Origin of the sequence: Streptomyces sp. NPDC101151 (assembly GCF_044768335.1) — a bacterium.
In the GTDB taxonomy this organism is placed as follows: Bacteria; Actinomycetota; Actinomycetes; order Streptomycetales; family Streptomycetaceae; genus Streptomyces.
In genome coordinates this window covers 259,860-282,901 of record NZ_JBIWPP010000002.1, presented here as the reverse complement: position 1 = coordinate 282,901, position 23,042 = coordinate 259,860, and the positions used below count along the sequence as shown (strand labels likewise).

The following is a 23,042-nucleotide window of genomic DNA, read 5'->3' as shown; positions in this document are numbered from 1 at the left end:
AAGCGTCAGCCCTGCGACGGCACCGCCACGAACGCCTCCTGCGGCGCGCTGGTCGGGGTGTAGCGGGCGGCGCCGGACGTCGTCGGCACCAGGTCCTTGTGGATGGCCTTGGCGACGTTCTGGATGGTGGTGACGCCGTAGCTCATGGTGCTGTTGTCCTGCGTCAGCACGGTGATCATGTAGTCGTGGCCGCCGCCGTTGAAGGTGCCCACGCTGTGCACGCGCCAGCCGTGCGTGGAGCGCTGCAGCCAGCCGTTCTTGACGTGCACGGAGACCGAGGAGGGCGCACCGGCGGGGGTGCCCCAGCGCTGGGACGAGATGACCTTGCCCATCAGTTTCAGGATGTAGGCGCGGGAGTTGTCGCTCAGCACGGTGTTCTTGGCGGTGACGAGCTTGAGCAGCTTCTGCTCGTCGGTGACGTTGATCTGGGTCAGGCCCCAGTAGCCGTTCGCGCCGGGCGTGGTCTTCGTCATCTTGGCGGCGGACAGGAAGCCCTTGATCTTCGTCAGGCCCAGCTGCTTCCACAGCTTGCTGGTCGCGTCGTTGTCCGACTTGGTGATCATCGCCGTGGCGAGATTGTTCTCGGTGTCCGTCAGGTACCGGTTGTGCTTCTTGGCGTCCCACAGCAGCGTGGCGAGGACGGTGACCTTGACGACGCTGGCCGAGTCGTAGGCGGTGGTGGCACGCAGTCCGCAGGTGGTGCCGGTGCCGCGGTCGTACAGGCCGACCGCGACGGTGCCCTTGCGGTTCGCGAGCGCCGCGGTGATGTCCTTCTGCAGCTTGGTGGCCAGGCCCGCCTTCGAGGACGTGCAGCTGACGGTGGGCGTCGCGGCAGCGGCCGGGACGGCGGTGGTGACGGCCGGTATGAGCACTGCGGCACTGACGGCGGCCGCGAGCACGCCCGCACGGCCGGATGTCCGGAAAGTCATTGAAAGTTCCCCTTGAACGTCTACGGGCGTCCCCCTGAACGCCGTTGAGCGCACCCGTGCGCCGGCTGATTCGACTCACCGGCACGACGGAAGGTTGTACCAGTGTTCGTGGGTCGCGAGTTCGAGACGTGAAGGGGATGAAGGGGGGAGAAGGGGATGGGGAGTAAAACGCCCCCGCCCCCGGGCGAGGGGTGAAGAGGTTTCCGAAGCCTGCGCCCCGACGCCGGCCGTCCCCGGCCCGGCTCCCACCGGCCCACAGCTTCCGCCCAGGTGGGCCACAGCGCGTGCCCATCGCCGGGCTGCAAGGTGCACTGGTGACATCTGCCACCGATTCCCTCCCCCACCCGACGGCCGAGACCCCGCGCCCGCCGTCACCCGACGTACCGCCGGACCGGGCGCCCCGATGGTCGCTCCCCGCACTGATCGCGATCATGATCCTGGCGGCGGTGCTCTACTCCTGGAACCTGTCCGGCTCCGGCCTCAACAGCTTCTACAGCGCCGCCGTGCTCAGCGGCACGCAGAGCTGGAAGGCGTGGTTCTTCGGCTCGCTGGACGCGGGCAACTTCCTCACCGTCGACAAACCGCCGCTCGCCCTCATGGTCATGGGTCTGTCGTGCCGTCTCTTCGGCTTCGGCACCTGGCAGATGATGGCGCCGCTGATCGTGGCCGCGCTGGCGACGATCTGGATCCTGCACGCGTCCGTGAAGCGGGTGTGGGGGCATGCGGCGGCCGCGCTGGCCGCGCTGGTCCTGGCGCTGACCCCCATCACCGTCGCCATCAACCGGGACAACAACCCGGACACGCTGCTGGTCCTGCTGATGGTCGGCGGCGCGGCCCTCGCCCTGCGCGCGGTCGCGGGCGGCCGTCTGCTGCCGCTGCTCGGCTCGGCGGTCTGCTTCGGTCTCGCCTTCAACACCAAGATGCTGCAGGGCTACATCGCGCTGCCCGCGGTCGTCGCGGTGTACCTGTACGCGGCCCGGCTCCCGCTGGTGAAACGGCTCGTCAACCTGCTGCTCGCGGGCGTCGCCCTGGCCGTGTCCAGCTTCTGGTGGGCAGCGGCGGTGTCCCTGGTCCCCGCCGCGGAGCGCCCGTACATCGGCGGCTCGACGGACGGCACGGCCTGGAACCTGATCATGGGCTACAACGGCCTCGGCCGGGTCTTCGGCGGCGAGGGCAACGGCGGAGGCGGCGGCGGGGGCGGAGGCGGCTTCTCCGGCACCGCCGGTGCGGGCCGTCTCTTCAACGACATCCTCGGCGGCCAGATCTCCTGGCTGATCCCCTTCGCGGCGATCGCCTGCGTCGGCGGCCTGGTGCTGCGCGGGCGCGCCCCGCGGACCGACCTCACGCGCGCCGCGCTGCTGCTGTGGGGCGGCTGGACGGGCCTGCACTACCTGACCTTCGCCCTGGCCGAAGGCACCATGCACCCGTACTACACGACGGCTCTCGCGCCCGGCATCGCCGCGCTGTGCGGCGGCGGTGGCGTGCAGTTGTGGCGTGCCTTCCGGACGGACAAGCGCTGGGCATGGGTCCTGCCGGCCGCACTCGCGGTCACCGCACTGTGGGCGATCGTCCTGCTCCGCCGGGCCTCCGGCTGGCACACCTGGCTGTGGCCGACGGTCGGCGTGGTCATGGCGGCGGCCGTCGTGGGCCTGCTCCTCTTCCGCACCGGCAACCGGGTACGGCTGCTGGCGGCCGCCGTGGCGGCGGCGGTCGTGGCGGCCGTGGCGGGACCGGCGGCATACGCCTGGTCGGTGCCGTCGGAGTCCGGCGGCGGTGGCATGGGCGGTACGAACCCGACGGCGGGCCCCTCAACAGGGAGCGGCTTCGGCGGCGGCCCCGGCGGGGGCAACCGGGGCGGCTTCCCCGGCGGCGGCAACGCCGAGGCGGGCGGCGGCTTCCCGGGCGGAACGGCACCGAGCGGCGCCCCCGGCGGATCCGCTGCCGGTGAGATGCCGGGGGGCAACGGGCAGGGCGGCGGCGGCTTCCCCGGCGGCCAGAACGGCGAACTCCCCGGCGGAGCGACCGGATCGACGGGTACGACACCGGAAGGCAGCGGCGGCAGCACCGCAGGCGGAACCGGCACCGGCAGCGCAGGCGGTCAGCAGCCAGGCGGCATGGGCGGCCGCACGGGCGGCCTCGGCGGAGGCGGCATGGGCGGGGGCGGCATGGGCGGGGGCGCGAGCACCGAACTGATCGCCTACCTGAAGAAGCACCAGGACGGCGCGAAGTGGCTGCTGGCGGTGTCGAGTTCGCAGAGCGCGGCCCAGCTGATCGTGAGCAGCGGAGAGCCGGTCGTCTCCATGTGGGGCTGGTCCGGCACGGACAAGGCGATGACTCTGACCAAGCTGAAGGAACTGGTGAAGAAGGGCGAGCTGCACTACATCCAGCTCGGAGGCGGCGGCATCGGCGGCGGCCCCGGCGGCGGCGACAGCACCAGCTCCGAGGTCACCGCCTGGGTGCAGAAGCACGGGACGGCGGTGAAGGAGAGTGCGTACAGCCAGAGTTCGTCCACTTCCTCCTCGTCCTCCTCACCCGCCTCCACCCAGTCGAACCAGTCGAACCAGTCGAACCAGTCGAACCAGTCGAACCAGTCGACGATCTACCGCCTGGAGGCGTCCGACGTGAGCTGACCGCGTCTTCCGGCTCCACCAGTGCTACTAGTTAGCTCACACCGGTGATGCCGATCTTGGATCCGGGCGTGTCCCGGGTCGGGAACAGGAGCATGGCAGCACCTCGGCATGTCCGCCGAGGTGCTGCCAACTCCCCTTTCTGGAGAGCCTCGTGAAGCTTCGTTCCTGGCCGCTTGCCGCCGCCCTCGCGCTGGCCGCCCTCGTGCTGCCCGCCCAGACCGCCTCGGCCCAGGCCGCCGCGCCCTCCTGTCCCGACGGCTCGGTCTGCTTCTGGAGCGGGGAGGGCTTCGGCGGGGACTACTGGGAGTGGACGGCCCGCAGCGGCTACCGCGACATGCCGCCCAACCTCCACGACAGGGTGGGCTCGTTCGTCGCTTCCACCCGCGCCTGCTTCATCAACTGGGACCCGGCAGAGAAGCGGGACGTCTTCAACGGCGACTGGCGCTCGCAGTACAGGGGCGACTTCGGCGGCCGGATCGACGGGGTGGGCCCGGGCGCCTGCTGATGCCGCCGGCGAGACCTGACCTCCGGCTGGGGTGCCTCCCGAGAGCGGCACCCCGGTCCTGGGGCCTTTCGTCGGGCTTCCGCCTGCCGCGGGAGTCCGACGGCAGGCGCTAGCCCAGGTGGGTGGGCGCGAACATCCGGAGTACGGCAGGGAGTACGACCACCGACGGGCCCGGCGTCGCCAGCGCCTTCGCCAGGTCGGTCTCCAGGGTCTCGGCGGTCGTACGCACCCCCGGGACACCGAAGGACTCGGCGAGCGCCACATAGTCCGGGCGGGTCAGTTCCGTGGCCGTCGCCTGGCCGAAGGCGTCCGTCATGTACTCGCGCAGGATGCCGTAGCCGCCGTCGTCGACGATCAGCCAGGTGACCGGCAGGTCGTACTGCTTCGCCGTCGCCAGCTCGGCGATCGAGTACAGGGCGCCTCCGTCGCCGGACACCGCCAGGACCGGCCGGGTCGGGTCCGCGGCCGCCGCGCCGAGCGCCGCGGGGAAGCCGTAGCCGAGGCCGCCGGCGCCCTGGGCCGAGTGCATCAGGTTCGTGCTGCGCGGGTCGAAGGCCGACCATGCCCAGTACGCCAGGATCGTCATGTCCCAGAGGGACGGGGAGCCGTCGGGCAGCGCCCGGCGGACCGATCGCAACACGTCCTGTTCCAGGGTCAGTTCCTGGGAGGCGATGCGCTCGCCGACGCGGGACAGCAGTTCCCGCACCCGCTGCGGCGCCGATGCGTCCGTGCGCTCCCTCACCGTCTCCAGCAGGGCCTGCAGCGCCAGGCGGGCGTCCGCGTGGATCCCGAGGGCCGGATGGTTGGACTCCAGCTTGCCGAGGTCCGCCTCGATCTGGATCACTCGGCCCCGGGGCTTGAACGTGTGGTAGTTCGAGGAGAGTTCACCGAGGCCCGAGCCGACCACCAGGAGGACGTCCGCGTCCTCCAGGAGGTCCGTCGTGTGGCGGTCCTCCAGCCAGGACTGGAGCGAGAGGGGGTGCTCCCAGGGGAACGCGCCCTTGCCGCCGAAGGTGGTGACGACGGGTGCGTCCAGCATCTCGGCCAGCTGCAGAAGCTTGCCCGAGGCGTCCGAGCGTACGACCCCGCCGCCCGCGATGATCGCCGGGCGGGCGGCACGGGACAGCAAGTCCGCTGCCACCGCGGTGAGTTCGGGGCGCGGGGCCAGGTCGTCCGGGGTCGCGTCCATCGCCGTCACCACCGGCAGGGAGGTCTCGGCGAGCAGTACGTCCTGCGGGATCTCCACCCACACCGGGCCGTGCGGGGCCGTCAGAGCCGACTGCCAGGCCGCCGCGACGGCGGAGGGGATCTGGGACTGGGTGCGGACCGTGTGGACCGACTTCACCACGCCCCGGAACGAGGCTGCCTGGTCCGGGAGTTCGTGGAGGTAGCCGTGGCGGCCGCCGCCCAGACCCGCCGTCGGGATCTGGCTGCTGATCGCCAGGACCGGGGCGGAGGCGGCGGCGGCCTCCTGCAGCGCGGCGAGCGAGGTCAGCGCGCCCGGGCCGGTCGAGAGCAGCAGCGGTGCCGCCTCGCCGGTGATCCTGCCGTACGCGTCCGCCGCGAAGCCCGCGTTGTTCTCCACCCGCAGGCCGATGTAGCGCAGGGAGGAGCGGCGCAGGGCGTCGAACATTCCCAGCGCGTGCTGGCCGGGCAGGCCGAAGACCGTGGTCGCGCCCAGCCCGGCCAGGGTCTCCACGACCAGGTCTCCGCCGTTGCGCCCGGGGGGCGGATTCAGAGCGGTCGAGATCTGTGCCGCCGTCGGGCGGAGTACCAGGTCGTGGTCGTGAGTCACTTCGCTTCCGCGTCCTTCCGGGCCGCCGCGATCTGGCGGCTCATGATGGTGGTCAGTTCGTAGGCCGTGTGGGAGGCGGCCACCGAGGTGATCTCGGCGTGGTCGTACGCCGGTGCCACCTCGACGACGTCCGCCGAGACCAGGTTGCACGATGCCAGCCCGCGAAGGATCTCGAGGAGTTCACGGGAGGTCATGCCGCCCGCCTCCGGCGTGCCCGTGCCGGGCGCGTGGGCCGGGTCGAGGCAGTCGATGTCGATGGAGATGTACAGCGGCCGGTCGCCGATGCGCTGGCGCAGCTGGTCGGCGACCTCGTCGGCGCCGCGGCGGTAGATGTCCGCGGAGGTGACGATGCCGAAGCCCATCTTCTCGTCGTCGGTGAGGTCCTGCTTGCCGTACAGCGGGCCGCGGGTACCGACGTGGGAGAGCGCCTCGGTGTCGAGGATGCCCTCCTCCACCGCGCGGCGGAACGGGGTGCCGTGCGTGTACTCGGCACCGAAGTAGGTGTCCCAGGTGTCCAGGTGGGCGTCGAAGTGGAGCAGCGCCACCGGGCCGTGCTTCTTGGCCACCGACCGGAGCAGGGGCAGCGCGATGGTGTGGTCGCCGCCCAGGGTCATCAGCCGGGCACCGGTGCCGAGCAGCTCGTCCGCGGCCGCCTCGATCGTGTCCACGGCCTCGTTGATGTTGAACGGGTTCACGGCGATGTCACCGCCGTCCGCGACCTGGGCGAGGGCGAACGGGGAGGCGTCCTGCGCCGGGTTGTAGGGGCGCAGCAGCCGGGACGCCTCGCGGATCGCGTTGCCGCCGAAGCGGGCGCCCGGCCGGTACGAGACGCCGGAGTCGAACGGCACGCCCACGACGGCGACGTCGGCGGTGCCGACCTCGTCCAGGCGGGGCAGCCGGGCGAAGGTCGCGGGGCCGGCGTACCGCGGGACGCGGGAGGAGTCGACGGGGCCGCGGGGCGTCTCGTTGCCGCTCATGATGAAATGCCTTCTTTCCTGCGCTTCGTCGCGCATGCGCTGCTTGTCATACGACTCTACTGGTGAGCCGGGACCGGCTCGGAAGCGAGTTCGGGGGACCGTCCCGCCAGGCGCTCGCGCCAGGTGGTGAGGATGGCCTCGTCGGTGGGCCTGGTCGCCAGGGAGACGGCGACATAGGCGGCGAGGGAGGCGAGCAGTCCGTAGTAGACGGGTTCGTTGGCGAGGATGCCGTAGCCCGCCATCAGGCCGATCACGGCGAGGCCGCCGACGATCACGGAGGCGAGCGCACCCTGCACGGTGCCCCGCTTCCACAGCAGGCCGCCGAGGATCGGGACGAGCAGGCCGCCGACGAGGAGGTTGTAGGCGACGGTCAGGGCCTCGACGACGTTGTTCAGCGCGATCGCCGTGCCGATCACTCCGACACCCATGACCAGGATGAAGACGCGGTTGCCCTTGACCTCGTCGTGCTCCTCGCCGTCACGGCGCGCCACGCCCCGCAGCCGGGACCAGATGTCGTTGTTGGCGACGGTCGCGCAGGCGATCAGGGCGCCGGAGGACGTCGACATCACGGCGGCGAGGGCGGCGGCCAGCACCAGGCCGCGCACACCGACCGGCAGCTCGTCCTTGACGATGGTGGCGAAGGCGTCGTCCGGGCTGCCGAGCTTGGGGTAGAGAACCTTGGCGGCCGTACCGATCACCGCGCCGGCGAGGGCGTAGGCCAGGCAGTAGGTGCCCGCGACCGTGCCGCCCCACCTGGCGGTCCTGTCACTGCGCGCGGTGAACACCCGCTGCCAGATGTCCTGGCCGATCAGCATGCCGAAGGTGTAGATCAGCACATAGGTGAAGATCGTCTCGCCGCCGATGCCCAGCGGCTCGAAGTACGAGGTGGGCAGCTTGGCCTTCATCCCGGAGAAGCCGCCGGCCTTGACCACGGCGATGGGCAGCAGGAGCAGCAGCACGCCGATCGTCTTGACCACGAACTGCACCATGTCGGTCAGCGTGATGGACCACATGCCGCCGAGCGTCGAGTACGCGACGACGATCGAGCCGCCGAGGATGATCGCGATCGTGCGGTTCATGTCGAAGAGCACGTCGAAGATGGTCGCGTAGGCGATGGTCGAGGTGACGGCGAGCATGAGGGTGTAGGCCCACATGACGACGCCCGAGATCACGCCGGCCCGGCCGCCGTAGCGCAGGTCCAGCATCTCGGAGACCGTGTAGACCTTCAGACGGGCGATGCGCGCGGAGAAGAAGACCGACAGGGCCAGCAGGCCGAGGCCGATGGCGAAGACCATCCAGGCACCGGAGAGACCGTACTTGTAGCCGAGACCGACGCCGCCGATGGTGGACGCGCCGCCGAGGACGATCGCGGCCATCGTGCCGGAGTACATGGCGGGCCCGAGGCGGCGGCCGGCCACCAGGAACTCGCTCTTCGACTTGGCGCGGCGCATGCCCCACCAGCCCATGGCCAGCATGCCGGCGAGATAGACGACGATCACTGTGTAGTCGACGGCCATGTGGGGCCCTCCTTCGCGCACTGTCGGTGGCGTGTCGTGCAGAGACGAGTAGGTCCTGGGAAAGGAGCGACGGCAGCGGCTCGCGGGGACATCCGCCCGTACCCGCGGCTGCCGTGCTGACTTGACACTAGGTGGCCGGAAAGCGACTGCGAAGTGTACGTTTCATCCATATGAACGGGGCCGGATGGAGGGAACGCACACCATGCCGGAGACGATCGCCCCAGCCGTCCCACCGACCCCACCCGTACCGCTCTCGGCGCTGCTGGCCCGGGAGGATCTCGCGCTGCGCCAGATCGCGGGCCCCTCGGATCCGGACATCGTGATCCACTGGGCGCACACCTCGGAGATGGCCGACCCGTACCCGTATCTGCTGGGCGGCGAGCTGCTGCTGACCGCCGGGGTGCACATCCCGGAGTCGGCGGGCTCGGAAGGGGGTCCCCCCGGTCGAGCGGATTCGAGACTGCGGGAGTACTTCGACGACTACGTCTCCCGGATCGTGGCAGCCGGCGGGGCGGCCCTCGGTTTCGGCCTGGCGCCCGTGCACGACACGGTCCCGCGCGCCCTGGTCGCCGCCTGCGACGCCCATGACCTGCCCCTCCTGGAGGTTCCGCCGCAGACGACCTTCTCGGGTGTCGCCCGCGCGGTCTGGCAGCTGATGGCGCAGGCCCGCCTGGCCGAGCTGCGCAGGGTCACGGAGGCCCAGCAGAGCCTGGCGGCCGCCGCGTCCCGCCCGGACCCGGTCCCCTCGGTCCTGCGCCAGCTCGCCCAGCGTCTGGGCGGGCACGCGATCCTGTACGGGCCCGACGGCACCGAGATCGCCGGGGCGGGCCGGGAGCCGGCGGAGGGCGTCCGCGAGGCGCTGGCGGGACTGGCGGAAGTGGTCCGGCCGGCAGTCCGGGCGGTACCGGGGGCGGACCGCACGCCGGCCGACGGCCCCGGGCCCGGGCCCGTCCGGAGCGGCGCCGGCAGCCAGGCGGACGGCAGAACGGCCGGCTCGGCGGGCCATGGGGCGGGGAGCCCGGCGGCTGGTCGTGCGGCGGACGGGAGGCAAGCGGGCGGCGGAACCGGCGACTCGGCGGGCCACGGCACGGGCAGCGCGGCAGGCGGCCGTACCGGGAGCGGGACACAGACCGGCGCGGGCACCGGTGCCGGCCCGATGGCGGACCGGTCACCCGTCGACCGCGCCGCTTCCGCGCCCTCCGCCCCTGGCCCGGCCGCCTCCACAGGCGCGGCCCGGCCCACCACCACCGCTTCCCCGACGGCCGCAGGCCGACCGGCTCCCACCGCCGCTCCGCCGGCATCCGCCGGCCGGCCGGTCCCCACCTCCGCCACCGACACCCACGGCGACACCCACCTCGCCGCCTACGCCCTCGGCGCCGGAGAGGGCTTCGTCCTCGGTGTGGCCACCCCGCACCGCGAACCCGGGGGCCACACCATCGCCTCCGTCGCCGCCGTCCTGCTCTCCCTGCTCACCGGCGAGCACCAGAGCGGGACCGGAGCGGCCCGGTCCTCCGCGCTCGTACGGCTGCTGCTCGGCTCCGTGCCTGAGGAGGTGGCACCGCTTCTGGGCGAGGGTCGGTGGGTCGTGGTGCACGCCCGGCCGGAGGCCCAGGTGCCGGACGCCGTGGCCGCCTCCGCGCTGGGTGCGGCGCTGGGGTCGCCGCTGGTCGACCTTGCCCGTGAGGTCGTACGGGTGCTGGTGCCCGGCGAGCGGGAACCGGCCCCGCAACCGGGCTGGACGCTCGGGGTCAGCGCGCCCGTCGGCCCGCGGGAGTGGGCGGCCGCCGACACCCAGGCGATGCGCGCCCTGGCCCGCGCCCGCGCCACCCGCACCCCGCTGGTCCGGCACGGCGCCCGGCCCGGGCTCGAGGACCTGGTGCCCCGGGCCGACGCCCGGGCCCACGCCCGGGCGCTGCTCGCCCCGCTAGCCGCTCAGCCCGCGCTCGCCGAGACCCTGCGTGCCTGGTTGTCCCTGCACGGCAGTTGGGACCGTACGGCGGTGGCGCTGGACGTGCACCGCAACACCGTGCGGCAGCGGATCGCCCGGTGCGCGGCGCTGCTGGAGGCGGATCTGGACGACCCGGACGTACGGATGGAGCTGTGGTTCGCGCTGCGGCAGCGGTGAGCGGACCCCGTCCGAGGTGCGATATGCCGAAGACGCCAACAGGCCGCTGCCTCACAATGGGAGGCATGCCGATATCCGGGACACCCAGCCGCGCCCAGCTCGTCGACCACCTGGTGAGGACCCGTATCGCGGGGGACGTCGCCACACCCCGCGAGAACAACCTCTCCCACTACCGCAAGTTGGCCAACGGCGACCGCAACTACTGGTTCGGTCTGGAGCTGGGTGACCGCTGGACGGACGAGCAGGACGTGCTCGCGGTCATGGCCGAACGGGTGGGCGTCAACGACGATCCCGAGTACCGGTACGGGCAGGACACCATCGACCCCGAGCTGACCGTGGACGCCCTGGAGCGCCTCGCGCTCCGGCTGCGCAAGGCGGCCGACGGGCAGCAGCGGGTGCTGTTCGCCACCGGGCACCCCGGCGGCCTGCTCGACGTGCACCGGGCCACGGCCGCCGCGCTGCGCACCGCGGGCTGCGAGATCGTCGTCATCCCGGACGGGCTGCAGACGGACGAGGGGTACGTCATGCAGTTCGCGGACGTGGCCGTCCTGGAGCACGGCGCCACCTTGTGGCACACGCACTCCGGCGAGCCGATGCGGGCCGTTCTGACGGGACTTGAGCGCGAGGGCCGGCCGCTGCCGGACCTGGTGGTCGCCGACCACGGCTGGGCCGGATACGCCGGACAGCACGGCGTCGACTCCGTCGGGTACGCCGACTGCAACGACCCCGCGTTGTTCCTCGCCGAGTCCGAGGGCACCCTCCAGGTGGCGGTGCCGCTCGACGACCATGTGGTCAGCCCCCGTCACTACGACCCGATGACGGCGTATCTGCTGGCGGAGGCGGGTCTGGCCTGACCTCGCGACAGACGAGGTGCGGCCCCGTCGGCGGGGCCGCACGCCGTGATCAGTTCGTGGTCGCCTCAGTGACCGCCTCCTCCGTGGCCGCCGCCACCACCGCCGCCGTGGCCACCGCCACCGCCGCCACCGTAGCCGCCGCCACCGTTGCCACCGCCGCCGTAACCGCCGCCGCCGTAGCCGCCGTGGTCACCGCCGCCGTAGCCGCCGTGGTCGCCGCCGTAGCCGCCGTAGTCGTCATCATCGTTCCACCAGCTGTTGTCGCCATGATGACGTCCGTTGCCACTGTCCCAGCTGTAGGAGCCGTGGTCGTAGGACTGGGTCGCCGAGGCGGTGCCCGCCGCGCCGATCGCGGCTCCGCCGGCCAGCAGCAGACCGGCTGCGGACATCGCGACAAGACGCCTCGTGCGCTGTGATCGCATGGGAAATACCTTTCATCTCCATCGTCTCTCGCGGCTCATGGAGAGAGCGCGAGGTGATGGCCGTCGCCGCCAACAGGGGACGTGCGGCGCGGTCTTCAGGTGTCGCCGCAGCATTCCGAGCGGCACGGGACATGCCAACGATGTCGACGCCTGCAGCCACCCCTGCGTGGTTGCGCCGGGGGGTGCTGCGGCTGAGGTCCGAGGGGTACGGATCCTCGTCGGCCGGGCACGACGTGCACTGCGGCTCTCACTCGAAGAGCCTAGTACCCCATGCGTCACTCGTCACCTCGAGCGACCATGCGCCGCAAGGGGCCCTGCACGGGGCCCGGAGCGGGGCCGAGCACGCGGCCCGCCGCCGGGTGCCCAACTCCGTTGCGACGGATATGCGTTCGAGATTCAACAGCTCCGCCCGGGTCACCGGGGAACGCGGACCACACCCTCCTGGATGACCGATATGGCCAGCCGCCCGTCCTGCGTGTAGATACGCGCCTGGCCGAGGCCACGGCCGCCGTGCGCGGACGGCGACTCCTGGTCGTACAGCAGCCATTCGTCGGCGCGGAAGGGCCGGTGGAACCACATCGCGTGGTCCAGGGACGCCCCGACGACGTCCCCGACGGCCCAGCCGCCGCGCCCGTGCGCGAGCAGCACGGAATCGAGGAGGGTCATGTCGGAGACGTAGGTGGCGAGGACGACGTGGAGCAGGGGATCGTCGTCGAGCTTGCCGGTGCTGCGGAACCACACCTGGCTGTGCGGCTCGCGCGGCTCGCCGAACCTCCCGTACGGCGGCTCGTCCACGTAGCGCAGGTCGATCGCCTCACGGGCCTCCAGGAAGCGCTCGACGACCTCGGGGGCGAGGTGGTCGTAGCCGCGCAGCCGTTCCGCGGAGGTGGGAAGGGTCTCGGGGTCGGGCGAGGGCGGCATGGGGGTCTGGTGGTCGAGGCCTTCCTCGTACGTCTGGAAGGACGCCGAGAGATGGAAGATCGGCTTGCCGTGCTGTACGGCGACCACGCGTCGGGTGGTGAAGGACCGCCCGTCGCGGATGCGGTCGACGCTGTAGACGATCGGCGCACCGGGGTCGCCCGGACGCAGGAAATACGCGTGCAGGGAGTGGGCGGGCCGGTCCGCGGGGACCGTCCGCCCGGCGGCGACCAGCGCCTGCGCCGCGACCTGCCCGCCGAACACACGGGGTACGACGGCGGAGCGGGACTGGCCGCGGAAGATGTCCTCCTCGATCTGCTCCAGGTCGAGCAGATCGAGGAGGTCCTGGAGTGCCTGGCTCATGGCTTTAGTTGTACCGGCCAGTGATTGCCGGGACCTTACAGACCCATGTCCTTGGCGATGATCGACTTCATGATCTCGCTGGTGCCGCCGTAGATGCGGTTGACGCGGTTGTCCGCGTACAGGCGGGCGATCGGGTACTCGTTCATGAAGCCGTAGCCGCCGTGCAGCTGGAGGCAGCGGTCGATCACGCGGTGGGCGACCTCGGTGCAGAAGAGCTTCGCGGAGGCGGCCTCGGCGGGGGTCAGCTCGCCGGCGTCGAGGGCCTCCGTGGCGCGGTCGGCGACGGCCTCGGCCGCGTCGACCTCGGCCTGACAGGCGGCCAGCTCGAACTTGGTGTTCTGGAAGGCGGCGACGGGCTGGCCGAAGACGACGCGGTCCTGGACGTACTGCTTGGCGAACCGGACGGCGGCCTTGGCCTGCGCGTACGCGCCGAAGGCGATGCCCCAGCGCTCGGAGGCCAGGTTGTGGCCGAGGTAGTAGAAGCCCTTGTTCTCCTCGCCGAGAAGGTCCTCGACGGGGACCTTGACGTCGACGAACGCCAGCTCGGCGGTGTCGGAGGTCTTCAGGCCGAGCTTGTCCAGCTTGCGGCCGACGGAGTAGCCCTCGGCCTTGGTGTCCACCACGAAGAGGGAGATGCCGTGGCGGCGGTCCTCGGCGGTGGGCGCGGCGGTACGGGCGCAGACGATCATGCGGTCGGCGTGCACGCCGCCGGTGATGAAGGTCTTGGCGCCGTTGAGGACGTAGTGGGTACCGTCCTCGGAGAGCTTGGCAGTGGTCTTCATGCCCGCGAGGTCGGAGCCGGTGCCCGGCTCGGTCATCGCGATGGCCCACATCTCCTCGGCGGAGACGAACTTCGGCAGGTAGCGCTTCTTCTGCTCGTCGGTGGCGAGCAGTTTGATGTAGGGCAGGCCGAGCAGGACGTGCACGCCGGAACCGCCGAAGTTGACACCCGCGCGGGCGGTCTCCTCGTACAGGACGGCCTCGAACTTGTACGAGTCGATGCCGGCGCCGCCGTACTCCTCGTCGACCTTGATGCCGAAGACGCCCAGCTCGGCGAGCTTGTAATAGAAGTCGCGCGGCGCCTGGCCCGCGGCGAACCACTCGTCGTACACCGGTACGACCTCGGCCTCGATGAAGGCGCGAAGGGTCTCCCGGAACGCCTCGTGATCCTCGTTGAAAACCGTACGGCGCACGGCCCACCTCCACGTACCTCGATATGTCTAAGCGCTTGCTCAGATCTCAAGATACCGGCGAGTACGTTCAGCCGTCCAGGGTGACGTTGCCCACCCGGGCGGGCCGGGCGGGCGGCCGGGCCAGTCCCCGGCCGTGCCGTACCGGCGAATCCGGGAAGTCTCCACCGTCCAGGGACCGAACGGCACCGAGTCCCCGCAGATGTACGAGCCGGCCGTCGGCGGCTCCGTCGGGCCGGCTCGGCTCAGCCCGCGGCAGCACCCGCCGCGGTGAACGCCCCCCGCGCCATCCGGTGCAGCAGCGCGGCCGTCGCGCCCCGGCCGGGCAGGGTGCCGGCGCGGCCGAGGTGGGGGGTCGAGTTCAGCAGGCCGAACACCGAGTGGACCGCCGAGCGGGCGCTGGGCTCGGTCAGTCCGGGATACACCTCCCGCACCACCTCCACCCACAGCTCCACGTACTGCCGCTGCAGCTGCCGCACCAGCTTGCGGTCGCTGTCGCGAAGGCGGTCCAGCTCACGGTCGTGCAGCGTGATGAGGGGGCGGTCGTCCAGGGCGAAGTCGATGTGGCCCTCGATGAGCGAGTCCAGGACCGCCGAGGCGCCGGTCCGTCCGTCGGCCTCGGCGAGGCGCCGCTTGGCTCCGGTCAGCAGCTGCCCGCTGATCCCCACCAGCAGCTCCGCGAGCATCGCGTCCTTGCCCGGGAAGTGCCGGTACAGACCGGGGCCGCTGATGCCGACCGCGGCGCCTATCTCGTCGACACCGACACCGTGGAAGCCGCGCTCGGCGAAGAGCCGGGCGGCCTCCTTGAGGATCTGCTCGCGACGGGTGGGGGCGTCGGTTCTGGTGACCATGCCAGCAATTCTAGACAGCGAGGTTAGCGGTCGTTAACCTGGAGGAAATGGTTAACGCTCATTAACAGTACGACCACTGGGTGAGGGGACCGCAGAAATGCAGGAGGCACCGGAGCTGACGAGCGCGGCAGATCCCGCGTCGGAGGCCTGGCGGGCCAATGAACAGGGCCACCTCGCACTCGTCGAGGAACTGCGCGCCAAGCTGAGCGCAGCGGCCCTGGGCGGCGGCGAGAAGGCGCGCGCCCGGCACACCGCGCGCGGCAAGCTGCTGCCGAGGGACAGGGTGGACACGCTGCTCGACCCCGGGTCGCCCTTCCTGGAGCTGGCGCCCCTGGCGGCCGAGGGGATGTACGACGGGCAGGCACCGGCCGCCGGAGTGATCGCCGGGATCGGGCGGGTCAGCGGACGCGAGTGCGTGATCGTCGCCAATGACGCCACCGTCAAGGGCGGCACGTACTACCCGATGACGGTGAAGAAGCACCTGCGCGCCCAGGAGGTGGCCCTCGACAACCGGCTGCCGTGCGTCTACCTCGTGGACTCCGGGGGTGCCTTCCTGCCGATGCAGGACGAGGTCTTCCCGGACCGGGAGCACTTCGGGCGGATCTTCTACAACCAGGCGCGGATGTCCGGCGCCGGGATTCCGCAGATCGCGGCCGTCCTCGGGTCATGCACGGCCGGCGGCGCGTACGTCCCGGCCATGAGCGACGAGGCCGTGATCGTCCGCAACCAGGGGACGATCTTCCTCGGCGGCCCGCCGCTGGTGAAGGCGGCCACCGGCGAGGTCGTCACCGCGGAGGAGCTGGGCGGCGGCGAGGTCCACTCCCGAATCTCCGGCGTCACCGACCACCTCGCCGAGGACGACGCGCACGCCCTCAGGATCGTGCGGAACATCGTGGCCACGCTGCCCGCCCGGCAGTCCCTGCCCTGGGAGGTCACCCCGGTCACGGAACCGAAGGCGGACCCGTACGGGCTCTACGGCGCCGTGCCCGTGGACTCCCGCACCCCCTACGACGTGCGCGAGATCATCGCGCGCGTGGTGGACGGCTCCCGGTTCGCCGAGTTCAAGAGCGAGTTCGGGCAGACGCTGGTCACCGGCTTCGCCCGGATCCACGGCCACCCGGTCGGGATCGTCGCCAACAACGGCATCCTCTTCTCCGAGTCCGCCCAGAAGGGCGCGCACTTCATCGAGCTGTGCGACCAGCGCGGCATCCCGCTGGTGTTCCTGCAGAACATCTCCGGCTTCATGGTCGGCAGGAACTACGAGGCGGGCGGCATCGCCAAGCACGGCGCCAAGATGGTCACGGCCGTCGCCTCCACGCGCGTGCCCAAGCTGACGGTGGTGGTCGGCGGTTCGTACGGCGCCGGCAACTACTCGATGTGCGGCCGGGCCTACTCCCCTCGCTTCCTGTGGATGTGGCCCAACGCCAAGATCTCCGTCATGGGCGGCGAGCAGGCCGCCTCCGTGCTGGCCACGGTCAAGCGCGACCAGCTGGAGACGCGCGGCGAGGACTGGCCGGCCGAGGAGGAAGAGGCCTTCAAGGCGCCGATCCGCGCGCAGTACGAGCGCCAGGGCAACGCCTACTACGCCACCGCCCGCCTGTGGGACGACGGCGTCATCGACCCGCTGGAGACCCGTCAGGTGCTGGGCCTCGCCCTGACCGCCTGCGCCAACGCGCCGCTGGGAGACCCCCAGTTCGGCGTCTTCCGGATGTGAGGAGGGGAACCGTGTTCGACACAGTGCTCGTGGCCAACCGGGGCGAGATCGCCGTACGCGTCATCCGTACGCTCCGCTCGCTGGGCGTGCGCTCGGTGGCGGTCTTCTCCGACGCCGACGCCGACGCGCGGCACGTCCGGGAGGCCGACACGGCCGTACGGATCGGCCCGGCGCCGGCCGCCGAGAGTTATCTGTCGGTGGAGCGGCTGCTGGAGGCCGCCGCCCGCACCGGCGCACAGGCCGTCCATCCCGGGTACGGCTTCCTCGCCGAGAACGCGGGCTTCGCGCGCGCGTGCGAGGAGGCGGGCCTGGTCTTCATCGGCCCGCCGGCGGACGCGATCGCCCTCATGGGCGACAAGATCCGCGCCAAGGAGACGGTGCAGGCGGCCGGGGTGCCGGTCGTGCCGGGTTCCAGCGGCAGCGGGCTGTCCGACACCCAACTGGCCGACGCCGCCCGGGAGATCGGGACCCCCGTCCTGCTCAAGCCCTCGGCGGGCGGCGGTGGCAAGGGCATGCGTCTGGTGCGGGACGTGACCGCGCTGGAGGAGGAGATCGCGGCCGCCCGCCGCGAGGCGCGCGCCTCCTTCGGGGACGACACGCTCCTGGTGGAGCGGTGGGTCGACCGGCCCCGGCACATCGAGATCCAGGTGCTGGCCGACGGCCACGGGGGCGTGGTCCATCTCGGCGAGCGCGAGTGCTCGCTGCAGCGGCGCCACCAGAAGATCATCGAGGAGGCGCCCAGCGTGCTCCTCGACGAGGCGACCCGGGCGGCGATGGGCGAGGCGGCCGTCCAGGCGGCACGCTCGTGCGGCTACCGGGGCGCGGGCACGGTGGAGTTCATCGTGCCGGGCGGCGACCCGTCGTCGTACTACTTCATGGAGATGAACACCCGTCTCCAGGTGGAGCACCCGGTCACCGAGCTCATCACCGGTCTCGACCTGGTGGAGTGGCAGCTGCGGGTGGCGGCCGGGGAGCGGCTGGGCTTCGCCCAGGAGGACGTCCGGCTGACCGGGCACGCGGTCGAGGCCCGGATCTGCGCCGAGGACCCCGCGCGCGGCTTCCTGCCGTCCGGCGGCACGGTGCTTCTGCTGGACGAACCCCAGGGCGACGGCATCCGCACCGACTCCGGGCTCAGCGAGGGCACCGAGGTGGGCAGCCTGTACGACCCGATGCTGTCCAAGGTCATCGCGTACGGCCCCGACCGCGAGACGGCGTTGCGCAGGCTCCGGTCGGCCCTGGCCGAGACGGTCACGCTGGGCGTGCAGACCAACGCGGGCTTCCTGCGGCGGCTGCTGGCCCATCCGGCGGTGGTGGCGGGCGAGCTCGACACCGGGCTGGTGGAGCGGGTGGTGGACGAGCTGGTCTCCACGGACGTACCGGAGGAGGTGTACGAGGCGGCGGCGGCCGTACGGCGGGAGGCGCTGCGGCCCCGAGGCGACGGCTGGACCGACCCCTTCTCGGTGCCGAGCGGCTGGCGCCTCGGCGGAGCACCGAAGCCCGTGGCCTTCCCCCTGCGAGTACCGGGACTCGAACCGGTCTCCCATGCGGGCCACGGCACGCACACCGTCACCGAGGACCGGGTGTCCGTCACCCTCGGCGGCGTCCGGCACTCCTTCCGCCGGGCGGGCGACTGGATCGGCCGGGACGGCGACGCCTGGCAGGTGCGCGACCACGACCCGGTGGCCGCCTCCCTCACCGGGGCGGCGCACGCGGGCGCCGACTCGCTCACCGCTCCCATGCCCGGCACGGTGACCGTCGTGAAGGTCGCCGTCGGCGACGAAGTCGCCGCGGGCCAGAGCCTGTTGGTGGTGGAGGCGATGAAGATGGAGCACGTCGTCTCCGCCCCGCACGCCGGCACGGTCGCCGAGCTGGACGTGACCCCGGGCAGCACGGTCGCCATGGACCAGGTGCTGGCCGTCATCGCGCCCAAGGAGGCGGCGGAATGAGCACCGACGGACTGCCCATGGTCGTACCGGCCCAGGACCTGCCCGCGCGGGTGCGGATCCACGAGGTCGGCGCGCGCGACGGTCTGCAGAACGAGAAGGCGTCCGTACCGACCGAGGTGAAGGCGGAGTTCATCCGCCGCCTGGCCGACGCGGGGCTGACCACGATCGAGGCGACGAGCTTCGTGCATCCCAAGTGGGTGCCCCAACTCGCCGATGCCGAGCAGCTGTTCCCGCTCGTCGGTGACCTCGACGCCGAGCTGCCCGTACTGGTGCCCAACCAGCGCGGCCTGGAGCGGGCGCTGGCGCTCGGCGCCCGCCGGATCGCGGTCTTCGCCAGCGCCACGGAGTCCTTCGCGAAGGCCAACCTCAACCGCACGGTGGACGAGTCGCTGGCCGTGTTCGAACCGGTGGTGCGGCAGGCGAAGGACGCGGGCGCGCACGTGCGCGGCTATGTCTCGATGTGCTTCGGCGACCCCTGGGAGGGGGCGGTCCCGCTCCACCAGGTGGCCCGCGTCTGCACGGCGCTGCGGGACATGGGCTGCGACGAGCTGAGCCTCGGCGACACCATCGGGGTCGCCACCCCGGGCCACGTCCTCGAACTGCTCGCCCTGCTGAACGAGAAGGGCGTGCCGACGAACACGATCGGCGTGCACTTCCACGACACCTACGGCCAGGCGCTCGCGAACACCTACGCGGCCCTGGAACACGGGGTGACGACCGTCGACGCCTCCGCCGGCGGCCTCGGCGGCTGCCCGTACGCCAAGTCCGCCACCGGCAACCTCGCCACCGAAGACCTCGTATGGATGCTGCACGGACTCGGCATCGAGACAGGGGTCGACCTCGGCCGTCTGACCGCCACGAGCGTGTGGATGGCCGAACAGCTGGGCCGCCCCAGCCCGTCCCGCACCGTCCGCGCTCTCTCCCACAAGGACCAGTGATCAGCATGGACCACCGTCTCAGCCCCGAGCTGGAGGAACTCCGCCGCACGGTGGAGGAGTTCGCCCACGATGTCGTGGCGCCGAAGATCGGCGACTTCTACGAGCGGCACGAGTTCCCGTACGAGATCGTCCGCGAGATGGGCCGCATGGGCCTGTTCGGGCTGCCGTTCCCGGAGGAGTACGGCGGCATGGGCGGCGACTATCTGGCCCTCGGCATCGCCCTGGAGGAACTGGCGCGGGTCGACTCGTCCGTGGCGATCACCCTCGAGGCCGGTGTCTCGCTCGGCGCCATGCCCCTTCACCTCTTCGGCACCGAGGAGCAGAAGCGCGAGTGGCTCCCCCGCCTGTGCTCCGGCGAGATCCTCGGCGCGTTCGGCCTGACGGAGCCGGACGGCGGCAGCGACGCCGGGGCCACCCGCACCACGGCCCGCCTGGACCCGGACACGAACGAGTGGGTGATCAACGGCACCAAGTGCTTCATCACGAACTCGGGCACGGACATCACGGGACTGGTGACGGTCACCGCGGTCACCGGCCGCAAGCCGGACGGCAAGCCGCGGATCTCGTCCATCATCGTGCCGTCGGGCACCCCCGGCTTCACGGTCGCCGCCCCGTACTCGAAGGTCGGCTGGAACGCCTCCGACACCCGTGAACTGTCCTTCCAGGACGTCCGTGTGCCCGCCGCCAACCTGCTCGGCGAGGAGGGCCGGGGTTACGCCCAGTTCCTGCGCATCCTCGACGAGGGCCGTATCGCCATCGCGGCCCTGGCGACCGGTCTGGCCCAGGGCTGTGTGGACGAGTCGGTGAAGTACGCGAAGGAACGCCACGCCTTCGGCCGTCCGATCGGCGCCAACCAGGCCATCCAGTTCAAGATCGCGGACATGGAGATGAAGGCCCACACGGCCCGCCTCGCCTGGCGCGACGCGGCCAGCCGGCTGGTCGCCGGCGAGCCCTTCAAGAAGGAGGCGGCCCTGGCCAAGCTCTACTCCTCCACCGTCGCCGTGGACAACGCCCGCGAGGCCACCCAGGTCCATGGCGGCTACGGCTTCATGAACGAGTATCCGGTGGCCCGTATGTGGCGCGACTCCAAGATCCTGGAGATCGGCGAGGGCACGAGCGAGGTCCAGCGGATGCTGATCGCGCGGGAGTTGGGGCTGGTGGGCTGAGGCAGTTCCGGCGGCGCACGGCCGCCGACGGGTTCGGGTGCGAGGCATCCCCACCACTGGACATCAGCTGAGGTTAGGCTAACCTACCTTCGAACTTGTCCGGCGGGCGCCTCGCCCCGTTCGAAAGCAGTCATACCCATGTCCCATGCCCGTGCCACCCACCTCACTCGCCGCGGCCTGCTCGCCGCGGGCGGCGCCCTCGGACTCGGTGCGGCGCTCGCCGCCTGCGGTGACGACAAGGGCAAAGACGCGGACTCCGGGAAGGCGGCCAAGAGCGGCAAGTCCGGCCCCTGGAGCTTCAAGGACGACCGCGGCACGACCGTGAAGCTGGACAGGATCCCGGCGAACATCGTCGCGTTCACCGGTGTCGCCGCCGCTCTGTACGACTACGGCGTCCAGGTCAAGGGCGTCTTCGGCCCGACGAAGACCACCGCGGGCAAGGCCGACGTCCAGGCCGGCGACATGGACATCAGCAAGCTGACGGTCCTCGGCAACACCTGGGGCCAGTTCAACATCGAGAAGTACGCGGCCCTCGCGCCCGACGTCCTCATCTCGACGATGTTCGACAACGCGGGCACCCTCTGGTACGTCCCCGACGAGTCGAAGAAGAAGATCGCCCAGCTGGCCCCCAGCGTCGGCATCTCCGTCTACGACCGCCAGCTCACCCAGCCGCTGCAGCGCATGTGGGAACTGGCCGAGTCGCTGGGCGCCGACATGAAGGCCGCCAAGGCGACCGCCGCCAAGAAGAAGTTCGAGGAAGCCGCCGCCCGGCTGCGCGCCGCGGCCAAGGCGAAGCCCGGCATCAAGGTGATGGCCGGTTCCGCGAGCGACCAGCTCTTCTACGTCTCCGGCACCAACCTCTCCATCGACCTGGAGTACTTCAAGGCCCTCGGCGTGAACTTCGTGGAGCCGCCGGAGAGCGCCAAGAAGCAGGGCGGCGGCTGGTACGAGTCGCTGAGCTGGGAGAACGTCGACAAGTACAAGGCCGACATCATCATGATGGACGACCGTTCCTCGACCATCCAGCCGGCCGACATCACCAAGGCCACCTGGAAGAAGCTGCCCGCGGTCAAGGCCGGCCAGGTCATCGCGCGCTCGCCCGAGCCGATCCTGTCGTACGACAAGTGCGTCCCGCTGCTGACGAACCTGGCGGAGGCCCTGGAGAAGGCCAAGAAGGTCAGCTGAACCCCGCTCACATCCCTTCCTGAATCCCAGCCTCAGGAGCCCACATGACGACGGCCGTAGCCGCCCCGTTCCGTTTCTTCTCTCTTCAGGTCGTGCGGACGAGGCGGCTCGGGCCGTCTCTGGTCCGGGTCAGCTTCGCCGGGGCCGATCTGCACGCCTTCCACTCGCAGGGGCGGGATCAGTCCCTGTCGCTCTTCCTGCCGCATCCGGGGCAGGCCGAACCCGTCGTACCGCTGGAGCTGGGGGACGGCTGGTGGCAGGGCTGGCGTGAACTCCCGGACGACGTGCGGGCCGTGATGCGCTCGTACACGCTGCGGGCCCTGCGGCGGGACGCCCACGGCAGTACCGCCGAGATCGACATCGACTTCGCCCTGCACGGGGTGGACCCCAGCTCCCCCACCCCCGCCGGGCCCGCCTCCCGCTGGGCCTCGCGGGCCGCCGCCGGCGACCGTGTGCTGCTGCTCGGCCCGGCGGTCGCCGACAACCGCGCCATCCGCTTCCGCCCGCCCGAGGACACCGACCTCGTCGTCCTGTGGGGCGACGAGACCGCCGTGCCGGCCGCCACCGCCGTCCTGGAGTCCCTGCCGGCCGGCACGCGCCTCCGCGCCTGGCTGGAGGTCTCGCACGCCGGTGACATCCAGGACGTGGCGACCGAGGCGTACGCGGAGATCACCTGGCTCGTACGGCACGACGGAGCCCCCATGGCCGTCGACGCCCTGCGGGCCGCCCGACTGCCCTCGAGCGAACGTCCGTACGTGTGGATCGCGGGCGAGTCCGGCCAGGTCAAGGCACTGCGCCGGCACTTCGTCGGTGAGCGCGGGGTCGACCGGCGGCGTGTCACCTTTGTCGGCTACTGGCGGCAGGGGATGACGGAGGAGCAGCTGCGCGCGGCGGAGTAACTCCCACCGCAGTGACGGCAGTCACGGCAGGGGCGTAGCCCTGGGCGATTAACTTAGGTTAGGCTAACCTAAGTTAAGACGCGGAGCTTCGCCCCTCTAACCGTTTCCGCACGGACAG

General features: G+C 71.5%; 18 protein-coding genes. 10 read left to right on the top strand and 8 right to left on the bottom strand.

Going from position 1 to position 23,042, the window contains the following annotated elements:
- Positions 1 to 5: 5 nt before the first annotated feature.
- Positions 6 to 929 (bottom strand): serine hydrolase, encoded by a 924-nt coding sequence (locus ACIRU3_RS04400; protein ID WP_404051155.1) that lies wholly within the window; start codon positions 927 to 929, stop codon positions 6 to 8.
- A 314-nt stretch (positions 930 to 1,243) separates the two neighbouring features.
- Between ACIRU3_RS04400 and ACIRU3_RS04395 the strand changes: the two genes are divergently transcribed.
- Positions 1,244 to 3,559, top strand: a complete 2,316-nt coding sequence (locus ACIRU3_RS04395) for an ArnT family glycosyltransferase (protein WP_404051152.1) — start codon at positions 1,244 to 1,246, stop codon at positions 3,557 to 3,559.
- 151 nt (positions 3,560 to 3,710) lie between these two features.
- The gene (locus ACIRU3_RS04390; protein ID WP_404051149.1) at positions 3,711 to 4,064 is read left to right on the top strand and encodes a peptidase inhibitor family I36 protein; all 354 of its coding nucleotides are present in this window, start codon (positions 3,711 to 3,713) and stop codon (positions 4,062 to 4,064) included.
- Positions 4,065 to 4,173: 109 nt separating this feature from the next.
- On the opposite strand, the gene ACIRU3_RS04385 is transcribed toward ACIRU3_RS04390, so the two are convergent.
- From ACIRU3_RS04385 to ACIRU3_RS04375, 3 genes are read right to left on the bottom strand one after another with little or no spacing between them, the layout of a single operon-like run.
- Positions 4,174 to 5,859 carry a thiamine pyrophosphate-binding protein gene (locus ACIRU3_RS04385; protein ID WP_404051146.1) on the bottom strand — a complete coding sequence of 562 codons (1,686 nt, stop codon included), beginning with the start codon at positions 5,857 to 5,859 and terminating at the stop codon, positions 4,174 to 4,176.
- On the bottom strand, positions 5,856 to 6,836 hold the full coding sequence (gene speB, locus ACIRU3_RS04380; protein ID WP_404051144.1) for an agmatinase: 981 nt from the start codon (positions 6,834 to 6,836) through the stop codon (positions 5,856 to 5,858). The genes ACIRU3_RS04385 and speB overlap by 4 nt, the downstream gene beginning before the upstream one ends.
- A 56-nt stretch (positions 6,837 to 6,892) precedes the next feature.
- Positions 6,893 to 8,353 carry a sodium:solute symporter gene (locus tag ACIRU3_RS04375; protein ID WP_404051141.1) on the bottom strand — a complete coding sequence of 487 codons (1,461 nt, stop codon included), beginning with the start codon at positions 8,351 to 8,353 and terminating at the stop codon, positions 6,893 to 6,895.
- 202 nt (positions 8,354 to 8,555) lie between these two features.
- On the opposite strand from ACIRU3_RS04375, the gene ACIRU3_RS04370 reads away from it, so the two are divergent.
- Together ACIRU3_RS04370 and ACIRU3_RS04365 are read left to right on the top strand one after the other, a co-directional pair.
- Positions 8,556 to 10,478 carry a helix-turn-helix domain-containing protein gene (locus ACIRU3_RS04370; RefSeq protein ID WP_404051138.1) on the top strand — a complete coding sequence of 641 codons (1,923 nt, stop codon included), beginning with the start codon at positions 8,556 to 8,558 and terminating at the stop codon, positions 10,476 to 10,478.
- Between the two features lie 65 nt (positions 10,479 to 10,543).
- Positions 10,544 to 11,332, top strand: coding sequence for a phosphatase (locus tag ACIRU3_RS04365; RefSeq protein ID WP_404051136.1), 789 nt, complete (start codon positions 10,544 to 10,546; stop codon positions 11,330 to 11,332).
- Between the two features lie 65 nt (positions 11,333 to 11,397).
- Here ACIRU3_RS04365 and ACIRU3_RS04360 read toward each other — a convergent pair whose 3' ends face one another.
- From ACIRU3_RS04360 to ACIRU3_RS04345, 4 genes are all read right to left on the bottom strand, one after another.
- Positions 11,398 to 11,754 (bottom strand): hypothetical protein, encoded by a 357-nt coding sequence (locus tag ACIRU3_RS04360; RefSeq protein WP_404051133.1) that lies wholly within the window; start codon positions 11,752 to 11,754, stop codon positions 11,398 to 11,400.
- A 414-nt stretch (positions 11,755 to 12,168) separates the two neighbouring features.
- The gene (gene tesB / locus ACIRU3_RS04355) at positions 12,169 to 13,035 is read right to left on the bottom strand and encodes an acyl-CoA thioesterase II (RefSeq protein WP_404051130.1); all 867 of its coding nucleotides are present in this window, start codon (positions 13,033 to 13,035) and stop codon (positions 12,169 to 12,171) included.
- A 35-nt stretch (positions 13,036 to 13,070) separates the two neighbouring features.
- A complete protein-coding gene (locus ACIRU3_RS04350; protein ID WP_404051127.1) occupies positions 13,071 to 14,228 on the bottom strand; it encodes an acyl-CoA dehydrogenase family protein in 1,158 nt (385 codons plus the stop codon).
- A 242-nt stretch (positions 14,229 to 14,470) separates the two neighbouring features.
- Positions 14,471 to 15,076 carry a TetR/AcrR family transcriptional regulator gene (locus ACIRU3_RS04345; RefSeq protein ID WP_404051125.1) on the bottom strand — a complete coding sequence of 202 codons (606 nt, stop codon included), beginning with the start codon at positions 15,074 to 15,076 and terminating at the stop codon, positions 14,471 to 14,473.
- 97 nt (positions 15,077 to 15,173) lie between these two features.
- Here ACIRU3_RS04345 and ACIRU3_RS04340 point away from each other — a divergent pair, with 97 nt between their 5' ends.
- From ACIRU3_RS04340 to ACIRU3_RS04315, 6 genes are all read left to right on the top strand, one after another.
- Complete coding sequence (locus ACIRU3_RS04340; RefSeq protein ID WP_404051124.1) at positions 15,174 to 16,790, top strand: carboxyl transferase domain-containing protein; 1,617 nt, start codon at positions 15,174 to 15,176, stop codon at positions 16,788 to 16,790.
- A gap of 11 nt (positions 16,791 to 16,801) precedes the next feature.
- Positions 16,802 to 18,736, top strand: a complete 1,935-nt coding sequence (locus ACIRU3_RS04335; protein ID WP_404051122.1) for an acetyl-CoA carboxylase biotin carboxylase subunit — start codon at positions 16,802 to 16,804, stop codon at positions 18,734 to 18,736.
- Positions 18,733 to 19,674 carry a hydroxymethylglutaryl-CoA lyase gene (locus ACIRU3_RS04330; RefSeq protein WP_404051119.1) on the top strand — a complete coding sequence of 314 codons (942 nt, stop codon included), beginning with the start codon at positions 18,733 to 18,735 and terminating at the stop codon, positions 19,672 to 19,674. Before ACIRU3_RS04335 ends, ACIRU3_RS04330 begins: the two co-directional genes overlap by 4 nt.
- A 5-nt stretch (positions 19,675 to 19,679) precedes the next feature.
- Positions 19,680 to 20,840, top strand: a complete 1,161-nt coding sequence (locus tag ACIRU3_RS04325; protein WP_404051116.1) for an acyl-CoA dehydrogenase family protein — start codon at positions 19,680 to 19,682, stop codon at positions 20,838 to 20,840.
- A gap of 138 nt (positions 20,841 to 20,978) precedes the next feature.
- A complete protein-coding gene (locus ACIRU3_RS04320) occupies positions 20,979 to 22,025 on the top strand; it encodes an ABC transporter substrate-binding protein (protein WP_404051114.1) in 1,047 nt (348 codons plus the stop codon).
- Between the two features lie 44 nt (positions 22,026 to 22,069).
- Complete coding sequence (locus ACIRU3_RS04315) at positions 22,070 to 22,924, top strand: siderophore-interacting protein (RefSeq protein WP_404051111.1); 855 nt, start codon at positions 22,070 to 22,072, stop codon at positions 22,922 to 22,924.
- The last annotated feature ends 118 nt before the right edge of the window (positions 22,925 to 23,042 follow it).